The sequence below is a fragment of the Pseudomonas sp. OV546 genome, from assembly GCF_900116845.1.
Classification (GTDB): domain Bacteria; phylum Pseudomonadota; class Gammaproteobacteria; order Pseudomonadales; family Pseudomonadaceae; genus Aquipseudomonas; species Aquipseudomonas petroselini.
Genome location: NZ_FPCE01000013.1, coordinates 162976 through 182910, shown reverse-complemented (window position 1 = coordinate 182910; position 19935 = coordinate 162976). Strand labels below are relative to the sequence as shown.

Sequence of the window (19935 nt, the reverse complement as noted above, 5' to 3'; positions counted from 1 at the left end):
CACCACAATCCAGTGCATCACACACAATCCCGAGCACCACAACAATCCCGCGCATCACACAACAGGGCCGGTCAGCAAACCGGGGGCGCTTCGACCCGGTCGCGGCCGCCCTGCTTGGCCACGTACACCGCCGAGTCGGCGCGCAGCAACAGCCCGTCGATACCTTCATCCACCCGCCAACTGGCCACGCCAAAGCTGGCGGTGACAATGCCGACCGGCTCCATCGGCGCACTGCGCAGCGACGCCCACAACTCCGTCGCCAGGCTGTAGGCCTGCTCGCCGTCCGTGTGAGGGCACAGCACCATGAATTCCTCACCGCCCAGGCGGCAGAACACATCGGTGCGGCGCAGGCGCTGGCTGATGCGTTTGCACAGCTCCTGCAACACCCCATCGCCAACGGCATGCCCGTGCTGATCGTTGATACGCTTGAAGTGATCGATATCAAGCATGATCACCGACAATGCCCCCGAGGTGCGGTTGAGCCTCACCATCTCGGCCTTGAGGCGATCCTGGAAATAGCGGCGGTTGTGGATGCCGGTCAATGAGTCGGTGATGGACAGCGCGCGCAGCTCTTCCTCCACCCGTTTGAGATCGGAAATATCCGACACGTAGCCATGCCACAACGTGCCGCCTGCGGGTAACTCTTCCGGCGTCGCCTCGCCACGAATCCAGCGCAGGCCGCGTTGCGGCAACTGCACCCGGTACTCCTCGCGCCAATGACTCAACTGCAATGCCGACAAGCGAATCGAGGCGCGCACCCGTTCCGCGTCCAGCGGGTGGATACGCTCGAAGACCTTCTTCGCATCCTGCTGCAACACACCAGGCTCGATTTCATAGATGTCGCGCATGCCATCGCTGGCGTAGATGAATTTCCAGTTGTCCTGGGGCTCCAGGGTGAACTGGAAGATTCCGCCGGGGACATGGGCGCTGAGCTTTTTGAGCAGGCGATCCCTGGCAGCCAAGGCCTCGTAAGCGCGCTTTTGTTCGGTGATGTCCAGGTAAATCGCCAGGTGACCGATCCACAAACCATGGTCGTCCAGCAACACCGTGGCCAACATGTTCACCGTCAACGGGCTGCCGTCTTGGCGGATCAGGGTCCATTCACGGGCTTCGTGCAGGTTGTCAGGGCTTTCCACCAGCATGGCCTGGCTCGCCGGAATACGCTTGCCCAAGGCCACACTCAAGCTGGCCGCACGCACTTCCAACTCCGTCGCCAGGTGCAGGCTTTCCAGGGTATATGTCCCCACCACGTGCTCGGCCTGGAACCCCAGCATCTGTTCCGCACCGGCATTGAAGGTGTTGATGATGCCGCGCAGGTCGGTGGCAATAATCGCCACCTGCGTGGCCGCGTTGAGCACGCTGCGCAACTGACCATGGGCACCGCGCAACTCCTGCTCGCGCAGACGCAGTTGTACGGTACGTTGCTCAACCAATTTCAACGCGCGCTGGCGTTGGCTCACCAGCATATAGAGCAAGGCGCTGAGCAGCAGGCTGAGCAGGCCGCCCATGGTCAAGACAGTGGACAACGAAGAGTGGTTCGCTTGGTCGAACACCTGGCTCGGACGCAGGCTCAAGGCGTACACGTGATCGCCCAAGGTGAGACGACGCGCGCCGACCAGGTCACTGTCGGACACAACCGTGCCGGACTCGAAGAGCACGCGCTTTTGCAGGTCGGAGGTATCGACTATCTGCATCGTCAGGTTGTCCCGGTCGGGCTTGGGCAAACCGTCGGCCACCAGCTGGCGCATGCTGATCACCGCCATCACGTAGCCATAGGGCTCATTCTGGGACTGTTCGGATGTGGGCAGGCGGCTCACCGGCGCGACCAGTAAAACCCCGGTGGAATAAGCCGGCTCGACCCCCACTAATTGCATCGGCTGAGAGACCGCCAGCTTGCCGGTCTTCTGCGCACGCTCAAGGGCCGAGCGCCGCACCGGCTGGGCCAGCAGATCAAAGCCCAGCGGCGCCCCCAGCAAGCTTTGAGTCTGGCTGTACAGCACCGGCACGTATTCATCGCGCTCGGGCGCAGGCGCCAGTTCACCGGCCGAATTCAATTCACGGATAACAAAGGGTGTGCCGCGCTGGTCGGACACCGTCTGCTCAAATTGCTCGCGCTGCTCGCGATACACGCGGGGCGCCCAGGAGTAAGCGCGGGCGCGCAACAACAAGGGCAGTGCAAACCCGTCGAATTCTTCACGGGACACCTCGTCGGAATTGACGAAGAAACGCCGTAGGCTGTTGAGGCGTTGCTCCTGGTCTTCGAAGCGTTCCTGCAAGCGGGTATAACGCTCGTTGACCAGCAACTGAAAGCGCTGGCGCACCTGTTGCTGATAAAGGTCGGACGCGGCCCAGGCGACGATTGCCGTCAGGGTAAACCCTGCCAGCAACACCACCAATGCCACCAGCCAAGCCGACGCCTGCTCACTGATAAAGCCTAGGATTTTCGGGCGAACGGCTTGCAACGGCATAGGCAACACTCACAACGCCAGCCTGCGGGGGGGTGTCACTTTGGCTAGGCCTTAAGTTATAGCTACCGACCCAGCGTTTGACCAGCGTAAAAAAGCCGCAAGGCCGGAATAATCCAGGCTTGCGGCTTTGGGTGACGGCGATCAGCGCGCGGTGATTTTCCACGCCCGGTGGATCTTCGCGTTACGCGCGAAATCCGGGTCGAGGGTCTTGTCGCTGATTTCCTCGACCGCATAGCGCTCGCTGAGGTTGTCCTCGAGCACAAACTTGCGGAAGTTGTTCGAGAAGTACAGCACGCCACCCGGCGCCAGGCGGGCCATGGCCAAGTCGAGCAACTGCACGTGGTCGCGCTGTACGTCGAAGATGCCTTCCATGCGCTTGGAGTTGGAGAAGGTCGGCGGGTCGATGAAGATCAGGTCGAACTCATCACGGCTGGCCTCCAGCCACGCGATCACGTCACCCTGCTCCAGACGGTTCTTGTCGGAGAAACCGTTGAGGGAGAAGTTGCGACGCGCCCAGTCCAGGTAAGTCTTGGACAAATCGACGCTGGTAGTGCTGCGCGCGCCGCCCTTGGCCGCGTGCACGCTGGCGGTGGCGGTGTAGCAATACAGGTTGAGGAAGCGCTTGCCGGCCGCTTCCTTCTGGATGCGCATGCGCATCGGACGGTGGTCGAGGAACAGGCCGGTGTCCAGGTAGTCGGTGAGGTTGACCAGCAGCTTCACGCCGCCTTCGCTGACTTCAGTGAACTTGCCCTGGGCGCTCTGGCGCTCATACTGCTTGGTGCCGCTCTGACGCTCGCGACGCTTGACCACCACACGGCTCTTGTCGATGTTCAGCGCCTGGGGAATCGCCGCCAAGGCATCGAACATACGCGCGGAGGCTTTTTCCGGGTCAATGGACTTCGGTGCGGCGTATTCCTGTACATGGACCCAATCGTGGTACAGGTCGATGGCCATGGAATATTCCGGCATGTCGGCGTCGTACACACGGTAGCAATCCACGCCTTCACGCTTGGCCCACTTACCCAGCAGCTTGAGGTTCTTCTGCAGGCGGTTGGCAAACATCTGCCCGCCTTCGCTCAGGCGCGCCTGCTCGACCACCGGTGCCGGGGCGGGTTTGATCGGGTTGCCGTTCTTGTTGTACTGACGCTCTTGCGGCTCGACCGGGGCTTGATCGTAAGCGGCTTGCTCACGCTCGGCCTGGCGCTGCTCCGGGGTGCGACGCTCGCCGGTGACGAACTGGTCAGGGTTGACCTTGATCAGCAGCAATTTGCACGGCAACGCGCCGTTCCAGAACGAATACTGTTTGTGACTGCGAATGCCCATGCGCTTGCCCAGGTCCGGCGCGCCGGTGAACACCGCCGCCTCCCAGCCCATGCACGCTTGGCGCAAACGCTCGCCGAGGTTCTGGTAGAGGTACAACAGGCTGGCTTCGTCACCCAGGCGCTCGCCGTACGGTGGGTTGCAGATGACCAGGCCTTTCTGGTTCTGGTCCGGGCGCGGCTCGAAGGTACCGACTTCGCCCTGGTACACCTTGATCCAGTGGCTCAGGCCGGCGCGCTCAATGTTGTTGCGCGCGGGTTGGATCAGCCGAGGATCAGCTTCATAGCCACGCACCCACAGCGGCGGCTTGTTCATGCCGATGGCCGCGCGCTCAGTCGCCTCAGTGTGCAGCTTCTTCCACAGCGCCGGGACGTGACCGAGCCAGGTGGTGAAGCCCCACAGTTCGCGATTCAGGTTGGGCGCCATATCGGCAGCAATCATCGCGCCTTCGACCAGGAAGGTACCGACGCCGCACATCGGGTCGGTCAGCGCGCCGCCTTCGGCAGCAATGCGCGGCCAGCCCGAACGAATCAGGATCGCGGCGGCCAGGTTTTCCTTCAACGGTGCCGCGCCCTGCTGCAGGCGGTAGCCACGCTGATGCAGGCTGTGGCCGGACAGGTCGAGGGACAGGATGGCTTCGCCACGGTCCAGGCGCAGGTGGATGCGCAGGTCCGGGTTGATCTTGTCGATGGACGGGCGCTCGCCGGCCGGGGTGCGCAGCTTGTCGACGATCGCATCCTTGACCTTCAGCGCACCGAAGTGGGTGTTGTCGATGCCAGAACCGTGGCCGCTGAACTCAACCGCCAGGGTGCCATCCGGCACCATGTGGTCGGCCCACTCGATATCCAGTACGCCGTGGTAGAGGTCTTCGGCGTCCTTCATCGGGAAGCGCTTGAGCACCAGCAGCACGCGGTTGGCCAGTCGCGACCAGAGGCACAGGCGGTAGGCGGTTTCCATGTCGGCCATGCCGCGCACGGCCGAGGTGTGCTCGCGGGCTTCCTCAAGGCCAAGCCCGACGGCTTCCTCGATCAGCAGGCCTTCGAGGCCCTTGGGGCAAGTGAGGAAGAGTTCAAAACGGTCCGACATGGGGCAATCCAGGCTTTTCAGCAATAAATGAACGGGCGACGCATCGCCGGCTCGGTTTTCAATCAAGCACTTTTCTTGAAGAGTGCTCGCGTGGCACGAATGTGCCGTCCCACCCCGTCTAACGAGCCCTTGGGCCTTTATCGACGGGGCAGAGAGAGAATTTGCAGCAACAAAAAGAAATATTCCGACCCTTCGTCGAATAATAACCGACCGCAACGGGCGGACATTCTCACTAAAGGATTAAACCCATCCTCTTTGCAGGGTGCATCATAGCTGGCTTTGCCCAATAAAAGGGGCGAAAAGCCATCCCAGCTTATGGCTATAGCATCGTTATCGTTACGTGCTTATGACAAAACGATCATTGAATCCATGTGACCTATTGGTTAGAACTCAACACAGGTTGGCGCCGTAACGACGCCGACACCTAGGCTCGCCACGCCGGCAGCGAGCCCACCAACGGCAGAAAAACTCTGCCCGGCCTCAGACGAGGCCGAAGGATATCAAGACAGTCAACAAGTGAGGGAAACACCCTATGAGAAGACTTAAGCGTGATCCGTTGGAAAGAGCATTTTTACGCGGATATCAATATGGCGTTCATGGCAAATCCCGTGAGCTTTGCCCATTTACTCTACCGTCGGTACGCCAAGCCTGGATCAACGGCTGGCGAGAAGGACGCGGCGACAACTGGGACGGTATGACTGGCACTGCGGGCATCCACAGACTCAACGAACTTCACGCCGTCGGCTAATCAAGGGCAATAAATTCCGACACCACCACGAATATGTAACGACTTAACCACGCACGCCCTATCCAGGCGGCGGGCTTCGGCCCAGGGGCTCCTTTTGAGGAGCCCTTTTTAATGGGCGCTGTTTAGGGTTTCTCAGGCTTTGGGCAGGGCTGCAATCGCATCCACCGACTGGCGAATCAGTGCCGGCCCCTTGTAGATAAAGCCGGAGTACAACTGCACCAGGCTCGCGCCGGCAGCAATCTTCTCCGCCGCGTGCTTGCCTTCGGTAATGCCGCCGACCGCGATGATCGGCAAGCGCCCGGCCAGCTCGGCAGCCAGTACCTTGACAATATGCGTGCTCTTGTCACGCACTGGCGCACCCGACAGGCCGCCCGCTTCGTCGCCATGGGCCAGGCCTTCGACACCGACGCGGCTGAGGGTGGTGTTGGTGGCGATGACTGCATCCATGCCGGAATCGACCAGGGCCTGGGCCACCAGTACGGTTTCTTCGTCGCTCATGTCCGGGGCAATCTTGATTGCCAACGGCACGCGCTTGCCATGGCGCACGGCCAGGTCTTCCTGGCGCTGGCGCAGAGCCTCGAGCAATTGCTTGAGCGAGTCGCCGAACTGCAGGCTGCGCAGGCCCGGGGTATTGGGTGAGCTGACGTTAACGGTGACATAGCTGGCGTGGGCGTAAACCTTGTCCAGGCAAATCAGGTAATCATCCACTGCACGCTCAACCGGGGTATCGAAATTCTTGCCGATATTGATGCCCAGGATGCCCTGGTACTTTGCCGCTTGAACCCGCGACAACAGATGATCAACGCCCAGGTTGTTGAACCCCATGCGGTTGATGATCGCCTCGGCTTCCGGCAGGCGGAAGATACGCGGCTTGGGGTTGCCCGGTTGTGGTCGCGGGGTCACGGTGCCGATCTCGACAAAGCCGAAACCCAACTGTGCAAAACCATCGATGGCCGCACCGTTTTTATCCAAGCCAGCCGCGAGCCCGACCGGGTTGGGGAAATCGAGCCCCATCACCGATACCGGCACCTTTGCCGGTGCCTTGCAAACCAGGCCATTGAGCCCCAGGCGACCACCGGCACCGATCAGGTCCAGGGACAGATCGTGGGAGGTTTCCGGGGAGAGTTTGAACAACAGCTGGCGGGCCAGGGTATACATGGGCGGGCTAGACTCGGATGGCGGCGAAAGGTGGCGGCGATTATAGCCGGGGTGATAGGGAGCGTGCGAGGCGTGAACCTCAATCGTCAGTAGCGATGCGCAACCAGTTGCTCATAATACGCCCAGATTTTCTGTGCATACTGCATGCGCAACGCCTCACGCTCGGGCCCGGCCCCCGTCCCTGCGTTATATGACCCTACCGCTGTCCAGTTGTAGCCAAAGCGCTGGATGAACTCGGCGAGAATCGAAGCCCCCACCTCCACCGACAGGCAGGGCTCATTGAGCAACCGATCCTCGGTAATGCCCTGCTTGAGCAGGCGAGGCAAGTGGATACTGTTGATCTGCATCAGACCGATGTCTCGGGTGCCATTACGGTTGGCATGATTCATCGCTTGCGCCCGATAACCCGACTCTACGGCGGCGATCGCTTGCAGTAACTCCGGCTCGATATTGTAGTGACTGGCCGCCTCCTCCCAGCAATAGGCCAGCGCCTGGTTGCTGGTCATCATCACACTCAACACCCAGCCCTTGCTCCAGAACCTAGCCACGGGTTACCGAACCACGCTTTAACCCGCCATGGCTGACTTGGCCGCATACCGAGCACACATGCGCCCTATGACCCGGCGCATGCCCTTCGACGCTCACCGGGCAGGTAAAACGGTAGCCACGACCGTATATCGTCTTGATAAACCCCTTGTCGGCGCCAAGGTACTTGCGCAGCGAGTATATGCAGCGTGTCAGTGACTCCTCGGCGACCTCCCCCTGGGGCCAGGCCAGCTCCAACAACCGATCCTTGGTCATCAAAACGCCCTCGGACTCCAGCAGCAATCGCAACACCTGCAGTTCCTTGGGCGGTAACTGGTCGTCCGACCCCTCGCCGATCAGGCGACCATCGTCATACAAGGCCCAATGCGAAAAAAACAGGGTAATGGCCGTCCCTCCATTATCCATGACGGCCATTACCACCTCGACCTCCGACGAATGACATTGAAGTCCCCATTTCCATTTCTGGCTCAAGTACCGATGTCACGACTATATAGAGCCTGCCTCGCCGCTCACGTTAGGAAAAGGCTCATACGCGCAGCGCTTTTCAAAGTCATGTTGTAAGACGTTTCGCTATTCACCTGATGCAGGTGCGAGATCACGCTCCGGCCGTACAAATGCACGTTGAACACGGTCGTATTGCGCAGCCGTCAAGGGGGGTGGGCCTGCGCGCTCGACCGCGTCCTTCAACTCGCCGCCCACGGCTCTGGCCTGGACCACAAATAGCCGCACTTGGGCCGGACGCCCTCGCCCTTCTGACTTGCGGTTAAACGCGCCCAGCCATAGGCGCCTGCCTGGAGGTAAACGCACCACACTGTTGACACCCACTCGCCCCACCGCCGTGTTTTTTTCACGCCCCGGCGCCTCACTCATCTGGCGTCCGTCCTGAACCTCAAGGCGCATCTCGATCTGGTTAGCCTCGGCAAAACGCGGCAGTACGCTGACCTGGGTGCCATAACGCACAGGTTTCCAGTCAGTTCGGTCACTTCCGGGAGGTGGCATATAGAACGTGTGGTTATCTTGAAACACCGCGGGTACGTTCTCCTGGGTGAGAATCACCGGCAATGTCGCCACCGTCGCCCGCCGCCGACGCTCCAATGCGCCGATGCTGGCCATCAAGTGACTGTCGTCCACGGGCGCCAGGACACGCGTGGTCGAAGTGTTGGTGTCGTCGCCCCAGTCCATGCCCAGCTTCTTCAGTTCGTCGCGCTCCAGATCCACCAGCCACAGCGAGACTTCGATCGATCGCTTGGGTATGTCGAGTTCCGCCACCAGTTTCTGGATGAAACTCACCTGCGCCGGCTTGCCCTTGATCAGTAGGCTGTTGCTATCCGGGTAAGCAATCACGCCAAGGCTCTTGTCGGCCAGCATCCCCTGGTGCTCAGTGGCCAGCAGGGTTTCGATCATCGACGCCATCCCCGGTAGGGTGACCGGGCTGTCGCTCGTGCCGTACTGTCGGTCGGCCACATCGGTATTGAGCACCTGCACCACGCCAAAAGCCTGCTTGCCCACCCGCAGATCGGCCCTTTGCCGGTCCATCAATTGGGTCAGGCGCAGCACTTGGTCGACATAGTTTGGTGGGCCGGACACATAAAATGTGCGCACTCCACTTTCACGCAAGGGATAGCGTGACTCATCGAGACCCGATCGGCGCATGAGGCTACGCAGCCTGTCGACGGAAATATGCCGCAAGGTCACCGCAGAGCTTTTCGCCTCGTCAGCGTCATAGACATAGAGCGCTTGACCGTCGCTGTACCAGATCAACCCTTGTTGCAGTGCAAGCGCCTCCAGGGCCGGCTGCGGCGTCTCGAAATCAAGCGCTGCGCTGACGCGTTTGCGCGCCACCGCGGCGCTGACAACGATGGGCAACCCCAGCGGCTCCGACAGGGCGGTGAACACGGTATGCAGGCTTTCGTCCTGCGCCTGGTAAAGCTCGCCCCAGACGAGCGCACTTTCCGACACCAGCACGGCAAGCAGCACGGTAAACAACAACCGACGGCACAGCCAGAGACGGGGCATCGTTGCAATGAAGTCGGCGTACACCGGGGGGATTCCTGGGCAGTCTGGCATTGAGAGTGCCGCCATACTGAAAGGCCCCCCGGTTTCAATCTTGATGGAAAGTTGATGGCTGCCCGAGGCGCACCGCCCGTGGCATGTGCCTTGCTATGAACTCGGTATCAGAGCACGCACCAACGGCGGCGCGAGCTGACAGACAAAGGCGTCGTTACTCGCAGTGGCTTACATCGCCATCTGGGGGAACGACGCTTTTTTTTGAATGAAAAGGTAGGTGTAGATGAACGATTCGGTTGGCAACAGCCCGATGAACGACCCGCTGGCCTGGGTCAACGGCAGTGATGCCCCGGAAAAGAGCAGCCTCGACCTCGGCTTCATGGCCCTGAGCGACTGCGCCTCGATGGTGGTGGCAGCCACCCAAGGGTTCGCTCAACCTTACGGCCTGACCCTGAACCTCAAGCGTCAATCGTCCTGGGCCAACCTGCGCGACAAACTGGTCAGCGGCGAACTGGATGCCGCCCACAGCCTGTACGGGTTGATCTATGCCGTGCACCTGGGCATCGGCGGCGTCGCGCCCACCGACATGGCTGTACTGATGGGACTCAACCAGAACGGCCAGAGCATCAACCTGTCCCACGGTTTGCAGCAGCAAGGGGTGATCACTCCTGAGGCGCTGGACCGTCACGTGCACCAAAGCCGAACAAAACTGACCTTCGCCCAGACCTTTCCTACGGGCACCCACGCCATGTGGCTCTATTACTGGCTGGCGAGCCAAGGGATTCATCCATTACAGGATGTGGACAGCGTGGTGGTGCCGCCACCGCAAATGCTGGCGCACCTGCAAGCCGGGCGCATCGATGGGTTTTGCGTCGGCGAACCCTGGTGTGCCAGCGCGGTAAAGCAAAACCAAGGATTTACCTTGGCAACCACCCAGACGATCTGGCCGGATCATCCGGAAAAAGTGCTCGGTTGCACCCAGGCGTTTGTCGAACAGTACCCCAACACCGCGCGTGTACTGGTGATGGCGATTCTGGAAGCCAGTCGGTTTATCGAAGCGAGCAGCGAAAACCGCCGCTCCACCGCGCAATTGCTCAGTGGCCGCGAGTACCTCGACGCCCCGCTCGATTGCATCGAACCGCGCCTGCTGGGCGCCTATGACGACGGCCTGGGCAACCGGTGGCAGGATCCGCACGCCCTGAGGTTTTTCGCCGGTGGTGACGTCAACCTGCCCTACCTCTCCGACGGCATGTGGTTCATGACCCAATTCCGACGCTGGGGCCTCTTGCGCGAAGACCCCGACTACCTCGGTGTCGCACGCCAGGTGCAGCAACTTGGGCTCTATCGCCAGGCCGCCGAGGCGCTGGGTATCACCACGAAAGACCAGGACATGCGCAGCAGCCAACTGATCGACGGCAAAATCTGGGACGGCTCCGACCCCGCCAGCTATGCCCGCAGCTTCCGCCTGCATGCCCTGGCCGATCACACCCACCGCCAAGCCTTGCGCTGACAGGAGGACGTCCATGCTGCGAATCCTGTTAATCAACGACACCCCGCGCAAGGTCGGCCGTCTCAGGGCAGCGCTGATCGAAGCCGGTTTTGAGGTGATCGATGAGTCCGGCCTGACCATCGACCTGCCCGCGCGCGTCGAAACGGTGCGCCCGGATGTCATCCTGATCGATACCGAGTCACCGGGCCGCGATGTGATGGAGCAAGTGGTGCTGGTCAGCCGCGATCAACCTCGGCCCATCGTGATGTTTACCGACGAACACGACCCGAACGTGATGCGCCAGGCGATCAAGTCCGGCGTCAGCGCCTACATCGTCGAAGGTATCCAGGCCCAGCGCCTGCAGCCGATCCTCGACGTGGCCATGGCCCGCTTCGAAAGCGACCAGGCCTTGCGCGCCCAACTCCAGGCGCGGGACCAACAGCTCGCCGAGCGCAAGCGCATCGAGCTGGCCAAGGGCATGCTGATGAAAATGAAGGACTGCAACGAGGAAGAGGCATACACGCTGATGCGCCGCCAGGCCATGAGCCGCCAGCAGAAGCTGATCCAGGTAGCGGAGCAGATTATCGCCATGAGTGAGTTGCTTGGCTGATTTGGCGCAGCTCTTGCTAAGTAAACATCACAGGTAGCCAACGGCGGTTGCCCCTCCACGACAAAGACGTCGCACACCCGGTTTGCCCTCGCGAACCCGGTGGCGGCGTTTTTTTGTTTTGGCCCCGGAAACGGGGCCGGTGGGGCGGCCTTAGCCGGCTGTTCCATCACCAGGCCTTCTTACAAGACTCCCAACCGTTGAGGTGCGTGATGAAATCAAGCTTCTGGAAATCCGGGCACACCCCGACCCTGTTTGCCGCCTTCCTGTATTTCGACCTGAGTTTCATGGTCTGGTACCTGCTTGGCCCACTGGCAATCCAAATTGCCGCCGACCTGCACCTCACCACCCAGCAGCGCGGCCTGATGGTGGCGACGCCGATTCTCGCCGGCGCGGTGCTGCGCTTCCTGATGGGCATGCTCGCGGACAAACTGTCGCCCAAGACCGCCGGCATGATTGGACAGGTGATAGTCATCTGCGCCTTGTTCGGCGCCTGGAAACTGGGCATCCACAGTTACGAGCAAGCCTTGTTGCTGGGCGTGTTCCTGGGCATGGCCGGCGCGTCGTTTGCGGTTGCACTGCCGCTGGCGTCCCAGTGGTACCCGGCCGAGCATCAGGGCAAAGCCATGGGCATCGCCGGTGCAGGTAACTCCGGCACGGTGTTCGCCGCATTGCTGGCGCCGGTATTGGCCGCTGCATTTGGCTGGAGCAACGTCTTCGGCTTCGCATTGATCCCACTGGTGCTGACCCTGATCGTCTTTGCCTGGCTCGCCCGCAACGCCCCTGAACGGCCCAAAGCCAAGTCCATGGCCGACTACTTCAAGGCGCTGGGCGACCGTGACAGCTGGTGGTTCATGTTTTTCTACAGCGTGACCTTCGGCGGCTTTATCGGCCTGGCGAGCGCTCTGCCCGGCTATTTCAACGACCAGTACGGCCTGAGCCCGGTGACTGCCGGCTACTACACCGCCGCGTGCGTGTTCGGCGGCAGCCTGATGCGCCCACTGGGCGGCGCCCTGGCGGACCGTTTCGGCGGGATCCGGACCCTGTTGGGCATGTACAGCGTAGCGGCGATCTGCATCGCGGCGGTGGGCTTCAACCTGCCGAGTTCCTACGCGGCGCTGGCCCTGTTCGTCTGCACCATGCTCGGCCTGGGGGCAGGTAATGGCGCGGTGTTCCAACTGGTGCCACAGCGTTTTCGGCGTGAGATCGGCGTGATGACCGGCCTGATCGGCATGGCCGGCGGCATCGGCGGCTTCGCCCTGGCGGCGGGCATGGGTGCGATCAAACAAAGCACCGGCAGCTATCAAATGGCGCTGTGGCTGTTTGCCAGCCTGGGCGTGTTGGCCTGGTTTGGCCTGCATGGCGTGAAACGTCGCTGGAGAACCACCTGGGGTTCGGCCGCTGTGACGGCTGCCCGCGTCTGATGAGCCTGCAACTGAGCGTCGCCCAGGCCAGTGCCATCGGCCCACGCACGGAAAACCAGGACGCGCTGCGGGTGGTGACGCCCGTGGCCGAACTGGCGGCCAGCAAAGGCTACCTGTGCGCCATCGCCGACGGCGTAAGCCAGTGTGCCGATGGTGGCTTGGCCGCACGCTCGACCTTGCAGGCGCTGGCCCTGGATTACTACGCCACGCCGCAAACCTGGGGCGTGGCCCAGGCCCTGGAACGTTTGCTACTGGCACAGAATCGCTGGTTGCAAGCCAATGGGGGTGGCCAGCCCTTGCTGACCACCCTCAGCGCCCTGGTGTTTCGCGGCCAGCGCTTTACCCTGGCGCATGTCGGGGATTGCCGGGCGTATCGCTGGCTGGACGGTGAGTTGCAGCGCATCAGCGAGGATCACGTCTGGGAACAGCCGGGCATGCAACACGTGCTGAAGCGCGCATTGGGCCTGGACCAGCACCTGGTGCTGGACTTCCTGGATGGCCAATTGCGCGAAGGCGAGTGTTTCCTGCTGCTCAGTGACGGCGTGTGGGCAACCCTGGGCGATCACAGCATCAGCGCCATCCTGCGCGAACAAACGGACTTGGATCTGGCGGTCAACACGCTAGTGAACGCCGCGCACCTGGCGGGCAGCCAGGACAACGCCAGCGCCCTGTTGGTGCGCGTGGACACCCTCGGCGCGGCCACGTTGGGCGATGCGCTGGTGCAATTACAGCAATGGCCACTGCCGCCAGCCTTGAAGGCCGGACAACGTTTTGAAGGCTGGCAGGTAGAAACCGTGCTGGCGCAAAGCCGACAGTCGTTGCTGTACCGGGTGCGGGATGCCCAACAGCAACCCTGGCTGCTGAAAACCCTGCCGTTGAGCCGCGACGATGACAGCGACGCCGGCCAGGCGTTGTTGTCGGAGGAGTGGTTTTTACGACGCGTCGCCGGGCGGTCCTTTCCTGAAGTCCATCCCGCCAGCGGGCGTCAGCATTTGTACTACGTCATGCGCGAATACCCAGGGCAAACCCTGGCTGAAGTGTTCAAGCAACAGGGTACGTTGCCCCTGGCGCAGTGGCAGTCCATTGCCGAGCGCTTGCTGCGGGCGGTGGGCATGCTGCATCGACGGCAAATCCTGCACCGCGACATTAAGCCGGAGAACCTGCTGCAAGGGGACGACGGTGAACTGCGGGTGCTGGATTTCGGCCTGGCCTACTGCCCCGGCCTTTCGGAGGACCGCGCTCACGTACTGCCTGGTACGCCGAGCTTTATCGCACCCGAGGCATTCAATGGTGACCCTCCTACCGCTCAACAGGATTTATATAGCGTCGGCGTCACCCTCTATTACCTGCTGACCGGGCATTACCCCTACGGTGAGATCGAGGCCTTCCAACGCCCCAAGTTTACCCAGCCGGTCAGCGCCAGCCGTTATCGCCCCGACTTGCCGGATTGGCTGCCGCTCAGCCTGGAGCGAGCCGTGGCCGCCCAGCCTGCGCATCGATATGAAACCGCTGAGGAATGGTTGCTGGTGCTGGAACAGGCAGACCGCCAGGAACTGAGCATCCGGCCCAGGCCTTTGCTGGAGCGCGAGCCATTGAAAGTCTGGCGGACTCTGGCGCTGGCTTCGCTGCTGATCAATCTGGTGTTGCTGTATTCACTCTTTCACCGCTGACGTCATCTCTACACGAGGGAAAACACATGAACGCGAAAGTCTGGCTGGTAGGCGCAGGTCCCGGTGACCCAGAACTGTTGACCCTCAAGGCCGTACGGGCCATGCACGAAGCCGATGTGGTGCTGATCGATGATCTGGTCAACCCGGCCGTACTGGAGCATTGCGCCGGGGCACGAGTGATCACCGTCGGCAAACGCGGCGGCTGCCGCTCAACGCCGCAAGACTTTATTCACCGCCTGATGCTGCGCTATGCCCGTCAAGGCAAGTGCGTGGTGCGACTGAAGGGCGGCGACCCATGCATTTTCGGGCGCGGTGGCGAAGAAGCTGTTTGGCTGCGTGAACGAGGTGTCGAAGTGGAGTTGGTCAACGGGATTACGGCGGGGCTGGCGGGCGCGACGAATTGCGCGGTTCCGTTGACGTTGCGCGGCGTGAGTCGCGGCGTGACCCTGGTCACAGCGCACACCCAGGACGACAGCAGCCTGAATTGGCGTGCACTGGCAGAGGGCGGGACCACCTTGGTGGTGTACATGGGCGTAGCGAAGCTGGAGGAGATCCGTCAGCAATTGCTCGACGGCGGGATGGCGGCGGATATGCCGGTGGCGATGATCGAAAACGCATCGCTGCCCCAACAAAGGGAATGCCGCAGCGAGCTGTCCCGGATGTATGAAGATGCACAGGCATTTGCCCTGAAGAGCCCCGCGATCCTGGTGATCGGCCGTGTTGCCGCCGCCGAACAGGCCGCCTACCTCGCAGAAGCCGTACGCGCCTGAGGCAAATTGCAGGCGAAAAAAAGCCCGGCCTAAGCCGGGCTTTTTTCTACCACTCAGTAATTACTGAGCTTGAGCTTCAACCGACGCTTCTACGCGACGGTTAACAGCACGACCAGCTTCAGTTGCGTTGTCAGCAACTGGGCGGGATTCGCCGTAACCTACTGCGGTGATGCGGCTTGGAGCAACGCCATCTTTAACCAGGACTTGCTTAACAGCGTCAGCACGACGCTGGGACAGCTTCTGGTTGTAAGCGTCTGGACCTACGGAGTCAGTGTGACCAGCAACTTCTACGTTGGTAGCTGGGTACTGAGCCATGAAGTCGGCCAGGTTTTTCACGTCGCCGTAGCTGTTAGGCTTAACAACCGACTTGTCGAAGTCGAACTTAACGTCCAGCTCAACACGAACAACCTGAGCAACTGGAGCTTCTGGCTCTGGAGTTGGCTCTGGAGCTGGTGCTGGGGTAGGAGCTGGAGCAGCTGCGCCAGCGTTACCGCCGAAGTTCACGCCCAGGCCAACCAGTGCGGAGTAGTCCCACTTGCCGTTGTCCAGACCGTAGTCAGCTTCAACACCGGCACGAGCGTACAGGTTGTTGGTGAAGTAGTACTTCACGCCAGTACCAACGGTAGCGAAGGTAGTCTGGTCGCGACCGCTGTGGCCATCAGCCTGAACGTTGGTACGGCTCTGGTGGCCGAAACCGCCTTCTACGTATGGACGCAGGCTGTCTACGCCAGCTTGACCGAAGTGATACTGGGCAACCAGGCTGCCGGTATCGCCTTTGATCTTCTGGTTACCAGTACCGTCGTTCGAACGGGTGTGGTTGGTTTTGTCGTAGGACAGGTTCAAGGACAGGTCGTCGGTCAGGAAGTAACCGATGCGAGCGCCAGGATTGAAGCCGTCTTCGATGTGCTTGACGCTATCGTTGTACTGCTTCTTGTAGAACAGCTCGCCTTCAACTGCGCCTTGGCCTTGTGCCAGAACGCCGAAAGAAGTAGCGGCAATAAGAGAACCAATGGCCAAGCCCAAGGTGTTTTTCAGTTTCATCCGTTAAATCCCCATCTGGTGATTGTAAAGCAGTCCCACAAACCGGGGGACAACTCGGCGACAAGTCTAACAGAACTTGCCTACACGTAAGAGATATTTGCCACGCACTAAGTTTCAGTCTCGCCCGCAAATTTCTCACGTAATTTATCAAGAGCACGTTTGTAACGCATTTTTGTAGCACTCAAACCCATGTGCATGATGTCGGCGATTTCCTGAAATTCCAGCTCTGCGACAAATCGTAGCACCAGAATTTCCCGGTCAATCGGATTCACATACACCAGCCAGCGATCGAGTCCGCCCTTCTCCTCGGGTGCCGGCGCCTTTTCTTCAGACGCCTCCTCAAGGGGGTCCAGACTCAAAGCGTCCATCAAGCGACGCTTTCGCCGTTCCTTCCGATACTGCGTGATGCACTCGTTGTACGTGATGCTGTACAGCCAGGTCTTGAACTTCGATTTGCCCTCGAAGTTCTTCAGGCCGTACAACACCTTGAGCATCACTTCCTGACAGACATCATCCGCATCTCTATCGTTCCCTAAATACCTTGAACAAACGTTGAACAAAGTGCGTTGATATCTGCGCATCAATTCTTCGTACGCGCGAGTTACGTGAAACAGCTCCGTGTGCGCACGCGCGACCAACTCCTCATCAGAGAGCTCACGGGGGTCATAGCGCGTGGACAGCGTTTGGGCTTTATTCAAAACAAGTCGTGCCGACAGTCAGGTCAATGTCCGCCACAGCCCGATCAGCCGGGTTCGCGGCGGCGTACATTAGCAGGGTTTGCCGGGTTAGCGGCTACTGACCTGCTGCTCAAGGAGAATCCGATTGGACAGCGACACCAGGTCGCCGTCATCGGTCAGCACCGTTGTCTTGACTGTGCCGATCTCCTCGATTTGCCCTTCGACCTCGCCCACACGCACCTGTTGCCCAACCTGATACAGCTCACGCACATAGATTCCCGCAAGAATCTGACCGGCAATTTCCCGGCTTCCCAAGCCCATCGCCAGCGCAACTGCCAGACCAACGGTAATCAAAACGATCACAATCACATGGTTGAGCAGGTCAGTCTTGACCTCCAACTGGCTGATCGCGACCGAAATACTGATGATGATCACCAGCCCTTGAGCGATTCGCCCCAAGCCGGCGGCGTAATCCAGTCCCACGCCTTCGGCGGCGCCACGCACCAGCCCATTGGCCAATTGTGCCAGCAAAACGCCTACCAGCAGTACCAGCGCGCCGCCAAAAACCTTCGGCAAATACAGCGCCAGCATGTCGAGCGTAGCTGAAACTCGCTCAAGTCCAAGGGATTGAGCCGCAGAAACCAGAAAAATCAGCAAAACAAACCAATAAACAATCTTGCCGATCAATGTTGAGATCGGTACTTGCAGCCCGGCACGGCCCAACAGCTTGGTCAGGCCGGTGCCTGCCATCAGCCGGTCCAGGCCCAGTTTTGCCAGCAATTTGGACAGCAGGGTGTCGAGCAGCTTGGCTACGACAAAACCCAACAGCACCAGCACCAGCGCACCAAACAGGTTGGGAATGAAATTCGCCACCTTGGTCCACAATGCGGTCATCGCGGTGACCAGGCTCTGCGTCCAGAGATCAAGTTCCATATTCAATCAGCCTTATCAGCAGTACGAGCAAGAGGTTTACGACGGGAAACAGGCGATACGTGGGCCGAACCATTGTTCAGCGCCATCATCAGCGCCGGCATCCAGCGGCCGAGCAGACCGAACAGGTCACCCGCACCCACCTGGCGGTTGGCGGTTTTCAACACGCGGCCCAGGCAGGCATCGTCATCCCGGTTGGACGGCGAGGCATTGAGCATGTCACGCAAAGACTGTTCGAACGGATCGTGCATAAAGACCTCTCGCAAGTGATTTAAAAGACGAGGGTAAAATTCCTGAGGTCACATAGGACCCTTCATACGTTCAGGTCATATTCAGCTCAAACCCAGCGCAACCGTCGAAAAAGCCACCATTGTCCAAGCGCAACCGAGACCATCAACAGGCACGCAATCATGAATCCATAGGGGCTGGCAGAGAACGGAATCCCGCCCACATTTATACCCAGCAGCCCCGTGAGAAAACTCATCGGCAGGAAGATCCCGGTGATGATCCCGAACCGGTACATGGTGCGGTTCATGCGTACGCTCAAGCGCCGGTCTTCGGCCTCAAGCACAAGCCCCACGCGCTCCCGGGTCAATTCGAGCTCTTCCAGGTAGCGGGTCAGGCTGTTGTTCAATTCGTTCCAATAGTCGGCATCGTCGTCACAGAACCACGGCAATTTGATCCGCGTGAGCTGGGCAAAAATATCTCGCTGCGGTGCGAGGAATCGCTTCAGCCCAGCGGCGCGTCGACGGATCTGCAAAACGCTGCCATGTTCCGGCGTATACCGTTCGTCGGTATCGAGTTTTTCTTCCTCTGCATCGACGACTTCAGACAAGTCCGTGACCAGATCCTGCACTTTATTGGTCAGGTACTGCGCCATATAAAGGATAAGTTCCGAGGCCGTTTTCGGGCCCTTGCCGTCCGCCAACTGCACCAGCAGCTCGTCAGTAGCGCGCAACGGGCGCAAACGCAGGGAAATCACACGACTGGCTGCGGCGAAGATACGCACCGACACCATGTCTTCCGGTTCAGCCCCTGGGTTGAGGTTGACCCCACGCAGAAACAACAGCAGTTCCGACTCCGGCAACGGCAACAGACGCGGACGAGTGTTCTCCTCCAGCAACAGGTCACAGGCGAACTCGCTCAACCCACTGGATTTACGCAGCCAGGTCTGGGTCTGCGGATGGCTGCGATCCCAATGCAACCACAGGCTTTCCTGAGGTTGCAGTTGCAAGTCGTCGAGCTCTGTCCGGGCAATCGAACGCGCACCGCCTTTACCGTCCAGCACCAGGGCATGCACCAGCCCCCATTGCGCGTTTTCTTCCTCGAACATCCTCACCCCGTCGGTTATTGCGGTTTATTCAGGCATTTTCAGCGGGCTGGGCGACACGATCACGCCGTTGTTGTCGGCGTAGATGTACTCACCCGGACGGAACGTCACACCCGCAAACGTGACCACCACGTTCAAGTCACCGATGCCGCGTTTGTCGGTCTTCATCGGGTGACTCGCCAAGGCCTGCACCCCCAGGTCGGTCTGGGCGATCACATCGACGTCACGGATGCAGCCGTAGATCACCAGGCCTTCCCAGCCATTTTTTGCGGCTTTCTCGGCGATCATGTCGCCCAGCAGCGCGCGGCGCAGGGAACCACCCCCATCGACCACCAGCACCTTGCCGGCGCCAGGCTGGTCGGCCTGTTCCTTGACCAAGGAGTTATCTTCGAAGCATTTGAGGGTGACAATTTCACCACCAAAGGAGTCTCGGCCGCCGAAATTGCTGAACATCGGCTCAAGCACCTGCACCAGTTCCGGGTAGGCGTCGCACAGGTCAGGGGTCACGTAATGGTTCATTGAAAAATTCCTTTCTGTCAAAGAGGTGTCTTTCGAAAGAAGCGCCAGCCCAAGCAGGGGCGAAACATCCCATCCGCATCGCCGCAACGCAATAGCCACTGCGCGACTGAATATGACCAGAAGCGTTTAACGCGTCATATCTTAG

The 19935-nt window shown here is 60.3% G+C and carries 18 protein-coding genes; 6 read left to right on the top strand and 12 right to left on the bottom strand.

Annotated elements, in window-relative coordinates:
- Positions 1-71: 71 nt before the first annotated feature.
- Positions 72-2468, bottom strand: coding sequence for a sensor domain-containing diguanylate cyclase (locus BM403_RS25435; protein WP_093545586.1), 2397 nt, complete (start codon positions 2466-2468; stop codon positions 72-74).
- Positions 2469-2609: 141 nt separating this feature from the next.
- On the bottom strand, positions 2610-4874 hold the full coding sequence (gene rlmKL / locus BM403_RS25430) for a bifunctional 23S rRNA (guanine(2069)-N(7))-methyltransferase RlmK/23S rRNA (guanine(2445)-N(2))-methyltransferase RlmL (protein WP_043205747.1): 2265 nt from the start codon (positions 4872-4874) through the stop codon (positions 2610-2612).
- Positions 4875-5406: 532 nt separating this feature from the next.
- Between rlmKL and rmf the strand changes: the two genes are divergently transcribed.
- Positions 5407-5622 carry a ribosome modulation factor gene (rmf, locus tag BM403_RS25425; RefSeq protein WP_002553055.1) on the top strand — a complete coding sequence of 72 codons (216 nt, stop codon included), beginning with the start codon at positions 5407-5409 and terminating at the stop codon, positions 5620-5622.
- 132 nt (positions 5623-5754) lie between these two features.
- Here rmf and BM403_RS25420 read toward each other — a convergent pair whose 3' ends face one another.
- The 4 genes from BM403_RS25420 to sctC form a co-directional block, all read right to left on the bottom strand.
- Entirely contained in the window at positions 5755-6780 is a 1026-nt protein-coding gene (locus BM403_RS25420) for a quinone-dependent dihydroorotate dehydrogenase (RefSeq protein ID WP_015885338.1), read from the bottom strand.
- A gap of 86 nt (positions 6781-6866) precedes the next feature.
- Positions 6867-7289, bottom strand: coding sequence for a transglycosylase SLT domain-containing protein (locus BM403_RS25415; RefSeq protein WP_279615280.1), 423 nt, complete (start codon positions 7287-7289; stop codon positions 6867-6869).
- 31 nt (positions 7290-7320) lie between these two features.
- Positions 7321-7740: a winged helix-turn-helix domain-containing protein gene (locus BM403_RS25410; protein WP_043205749.1), complete on the bottom strand. Its 420-nt coding sequence runs from the start codon at positions 7738-7740 to the stop codon at positions 7321-7323.
- Between the two features lie 156 nt (positions 7741-7896).
- The gene (gene sctC / locus BM403_RS25405; RefSeq protein ID WP_015885340.1) at positions 7897-9342 is read right to left on the bottom strand and encodes a type III secretion system outer membrane ring subunit SctC; all 1446 of its coding nucleotides are present in this window, start codon (positions 9340-9342) and stop codon (positions 7897-7899) included.
- 274 nt (positions 9343-9616) lie between these two features.
- Here sctC and BM403_RS25400 point away from each other — a divergent pair, with 274 nt between their 5' ends.
- The 5 genes from BM403_RS25400 (at position 9617) to cobA (ending at position 15293) form a co-directional block, all read left to right on the top strand.
- Positions 9617-10843 carry a CmpA/NrtA family ABC transporter substrate-binding protein gene (locus BM403_RS25400; protein ID WP_043205750.1) on the top strand — a complete coding sequence of 409 codons (1227 nt, stop codon included), beginning with the start codon at positions 9617-9619 and terminating at the stop codon, positions 10841-10843.
- Positions 10844-10856: 13 nt separating this feature from the next.
- The gene (locus BM403_RS25395; RefSeq protein WP_015885342.1) at positions 10857-11432 is read left to right on the top strand and encodes an ANTAR domain-containing response regulator; all 576 of its coding nucleotides are present in this window, start codon (positions 10857-10859) and stop codon (positions 11430-11432) included.
- Between the two features lie 209 nt (positions 11433-11641).
- Positions 11642-12853: a nitrate/nitrite transporter gene (locus BM403_RS25390; protein ID WP_043205751.1), complete on the top strand. Its 1212-nt coding sequence runs from the start codon at positions 11642-11644 to the stop codon at positions 12851-12853.
- Positions 12853-14523 carry a bifunctional protein-serine/threonine kinase/phosphatase gene (locus BM403_RS25385; RefSeq protein ID WP_093545583.1) on the top strand — a complete coding sequence of 557 codons (1671 nt, stop codon included), beginning with the start codon at positions 12853-12855 and terminating at the stop codon, positions 14521-14523. The genes BM403_RS25390 and BM403_RS25385 overlap by 1 nt, the downstream gene beginning before the upstream one ends.
- A 26-nt stretch (positions 14524-14549) precedes the next feature.
- Positions 14550-15293 carry a uroporphyrinogen-III C-methyltransferase gene (gene cobA, locus BM403_RS25380; RefSeq protein ID WP_015885345.1) on the top strand — a complete coding sequence of 248 codons (744 nt, stop codon included), beginning with the start codon at positions 14550-14552 and terminating at the stop codon, positions 15291-15293.
- Between the two features lie 60 nt (positions 15294-15353).
- On the opposite strand, the gene BM403_RS25375 is transcribed toward cobA, so the two are convergent.
- The 6 genes from BM403_RS25375 to rraA form a co-directional block, all read right to left on the bottom strand.
- Positions 15354-16334 carry an OmpA family protein gene (locus tag BM403_RS25375; RefSeq protein ID WP_015885346.1) on the bottom strand — a complete coding sequence of 327 codons (981 nt, stop codon included), beginning with the start codon at positions 16332-16334 and terminating at the stop codon, positions 15354-15356.
- A 107-nt stretch (positions 16335-16441) separates the two neighbouring features.
- A complete protein-coding gene (gene sigX, locus BM403_RS25370; protein WP_003175518.1) occupies positions 16442-17032 on the bottom strand; it encodes an RNA polymerase sigma factor SigX in 591 nt (196 codons plus the stop codon).
- Positions 17033-17119: 87 nt separating this feature from the next.
- Positions 17120-17944 carry a mechanosensitive ion channel family protein gene (locus tag BM403_RS25365; protein ID WP_003175519.1) on the bottom strand — a complete coding sequence of 275 codons (825 nt, stop codon included), beginning with the start codon at positions 17942-17944 and terminating at the stop codon, positions 17120-17122.
- Positions 17945-17946: 2 nt separating this feature from the next.
- Complete coding sequence (locus BM403_RS25360; protein WP_015885347.1) at positions 17947-18192, bottom strand: hypothetical protein; 246 nt, start codon at positions 18190-18192, stop codon at positions 17947-17949.
- An 86-nt stretch (positions 18193-18278) separates the two neighbouring features.
- The gene (locus BM403_RS25355) at positions 18279-19274 is read right to left on the bottom strand and encodes a zinc transporter ZntB (protein WP_093545580.1); all 996 of its coding nucleotides are present in this window, start codon (positions 19272-19274) and stop codon (positions 18279-18281) included.
- Between the two features lie 24 nt (positions 19275-19298).
- The gene (gene rraA / locus BM403_RS25350) at positions 19299-19790 is read right to left on the bottom strand and encodes a ribonuclease E activity regulator RraA (RefSeq protein ID WP_064052646.1); all 492 of its coding nucleotides are present in this window, start codon (positions 19788-19790) and stop codon (positions 19299-19301) included.
- Positions 19791-19935 lie beyond the last annotated feature (145 nt).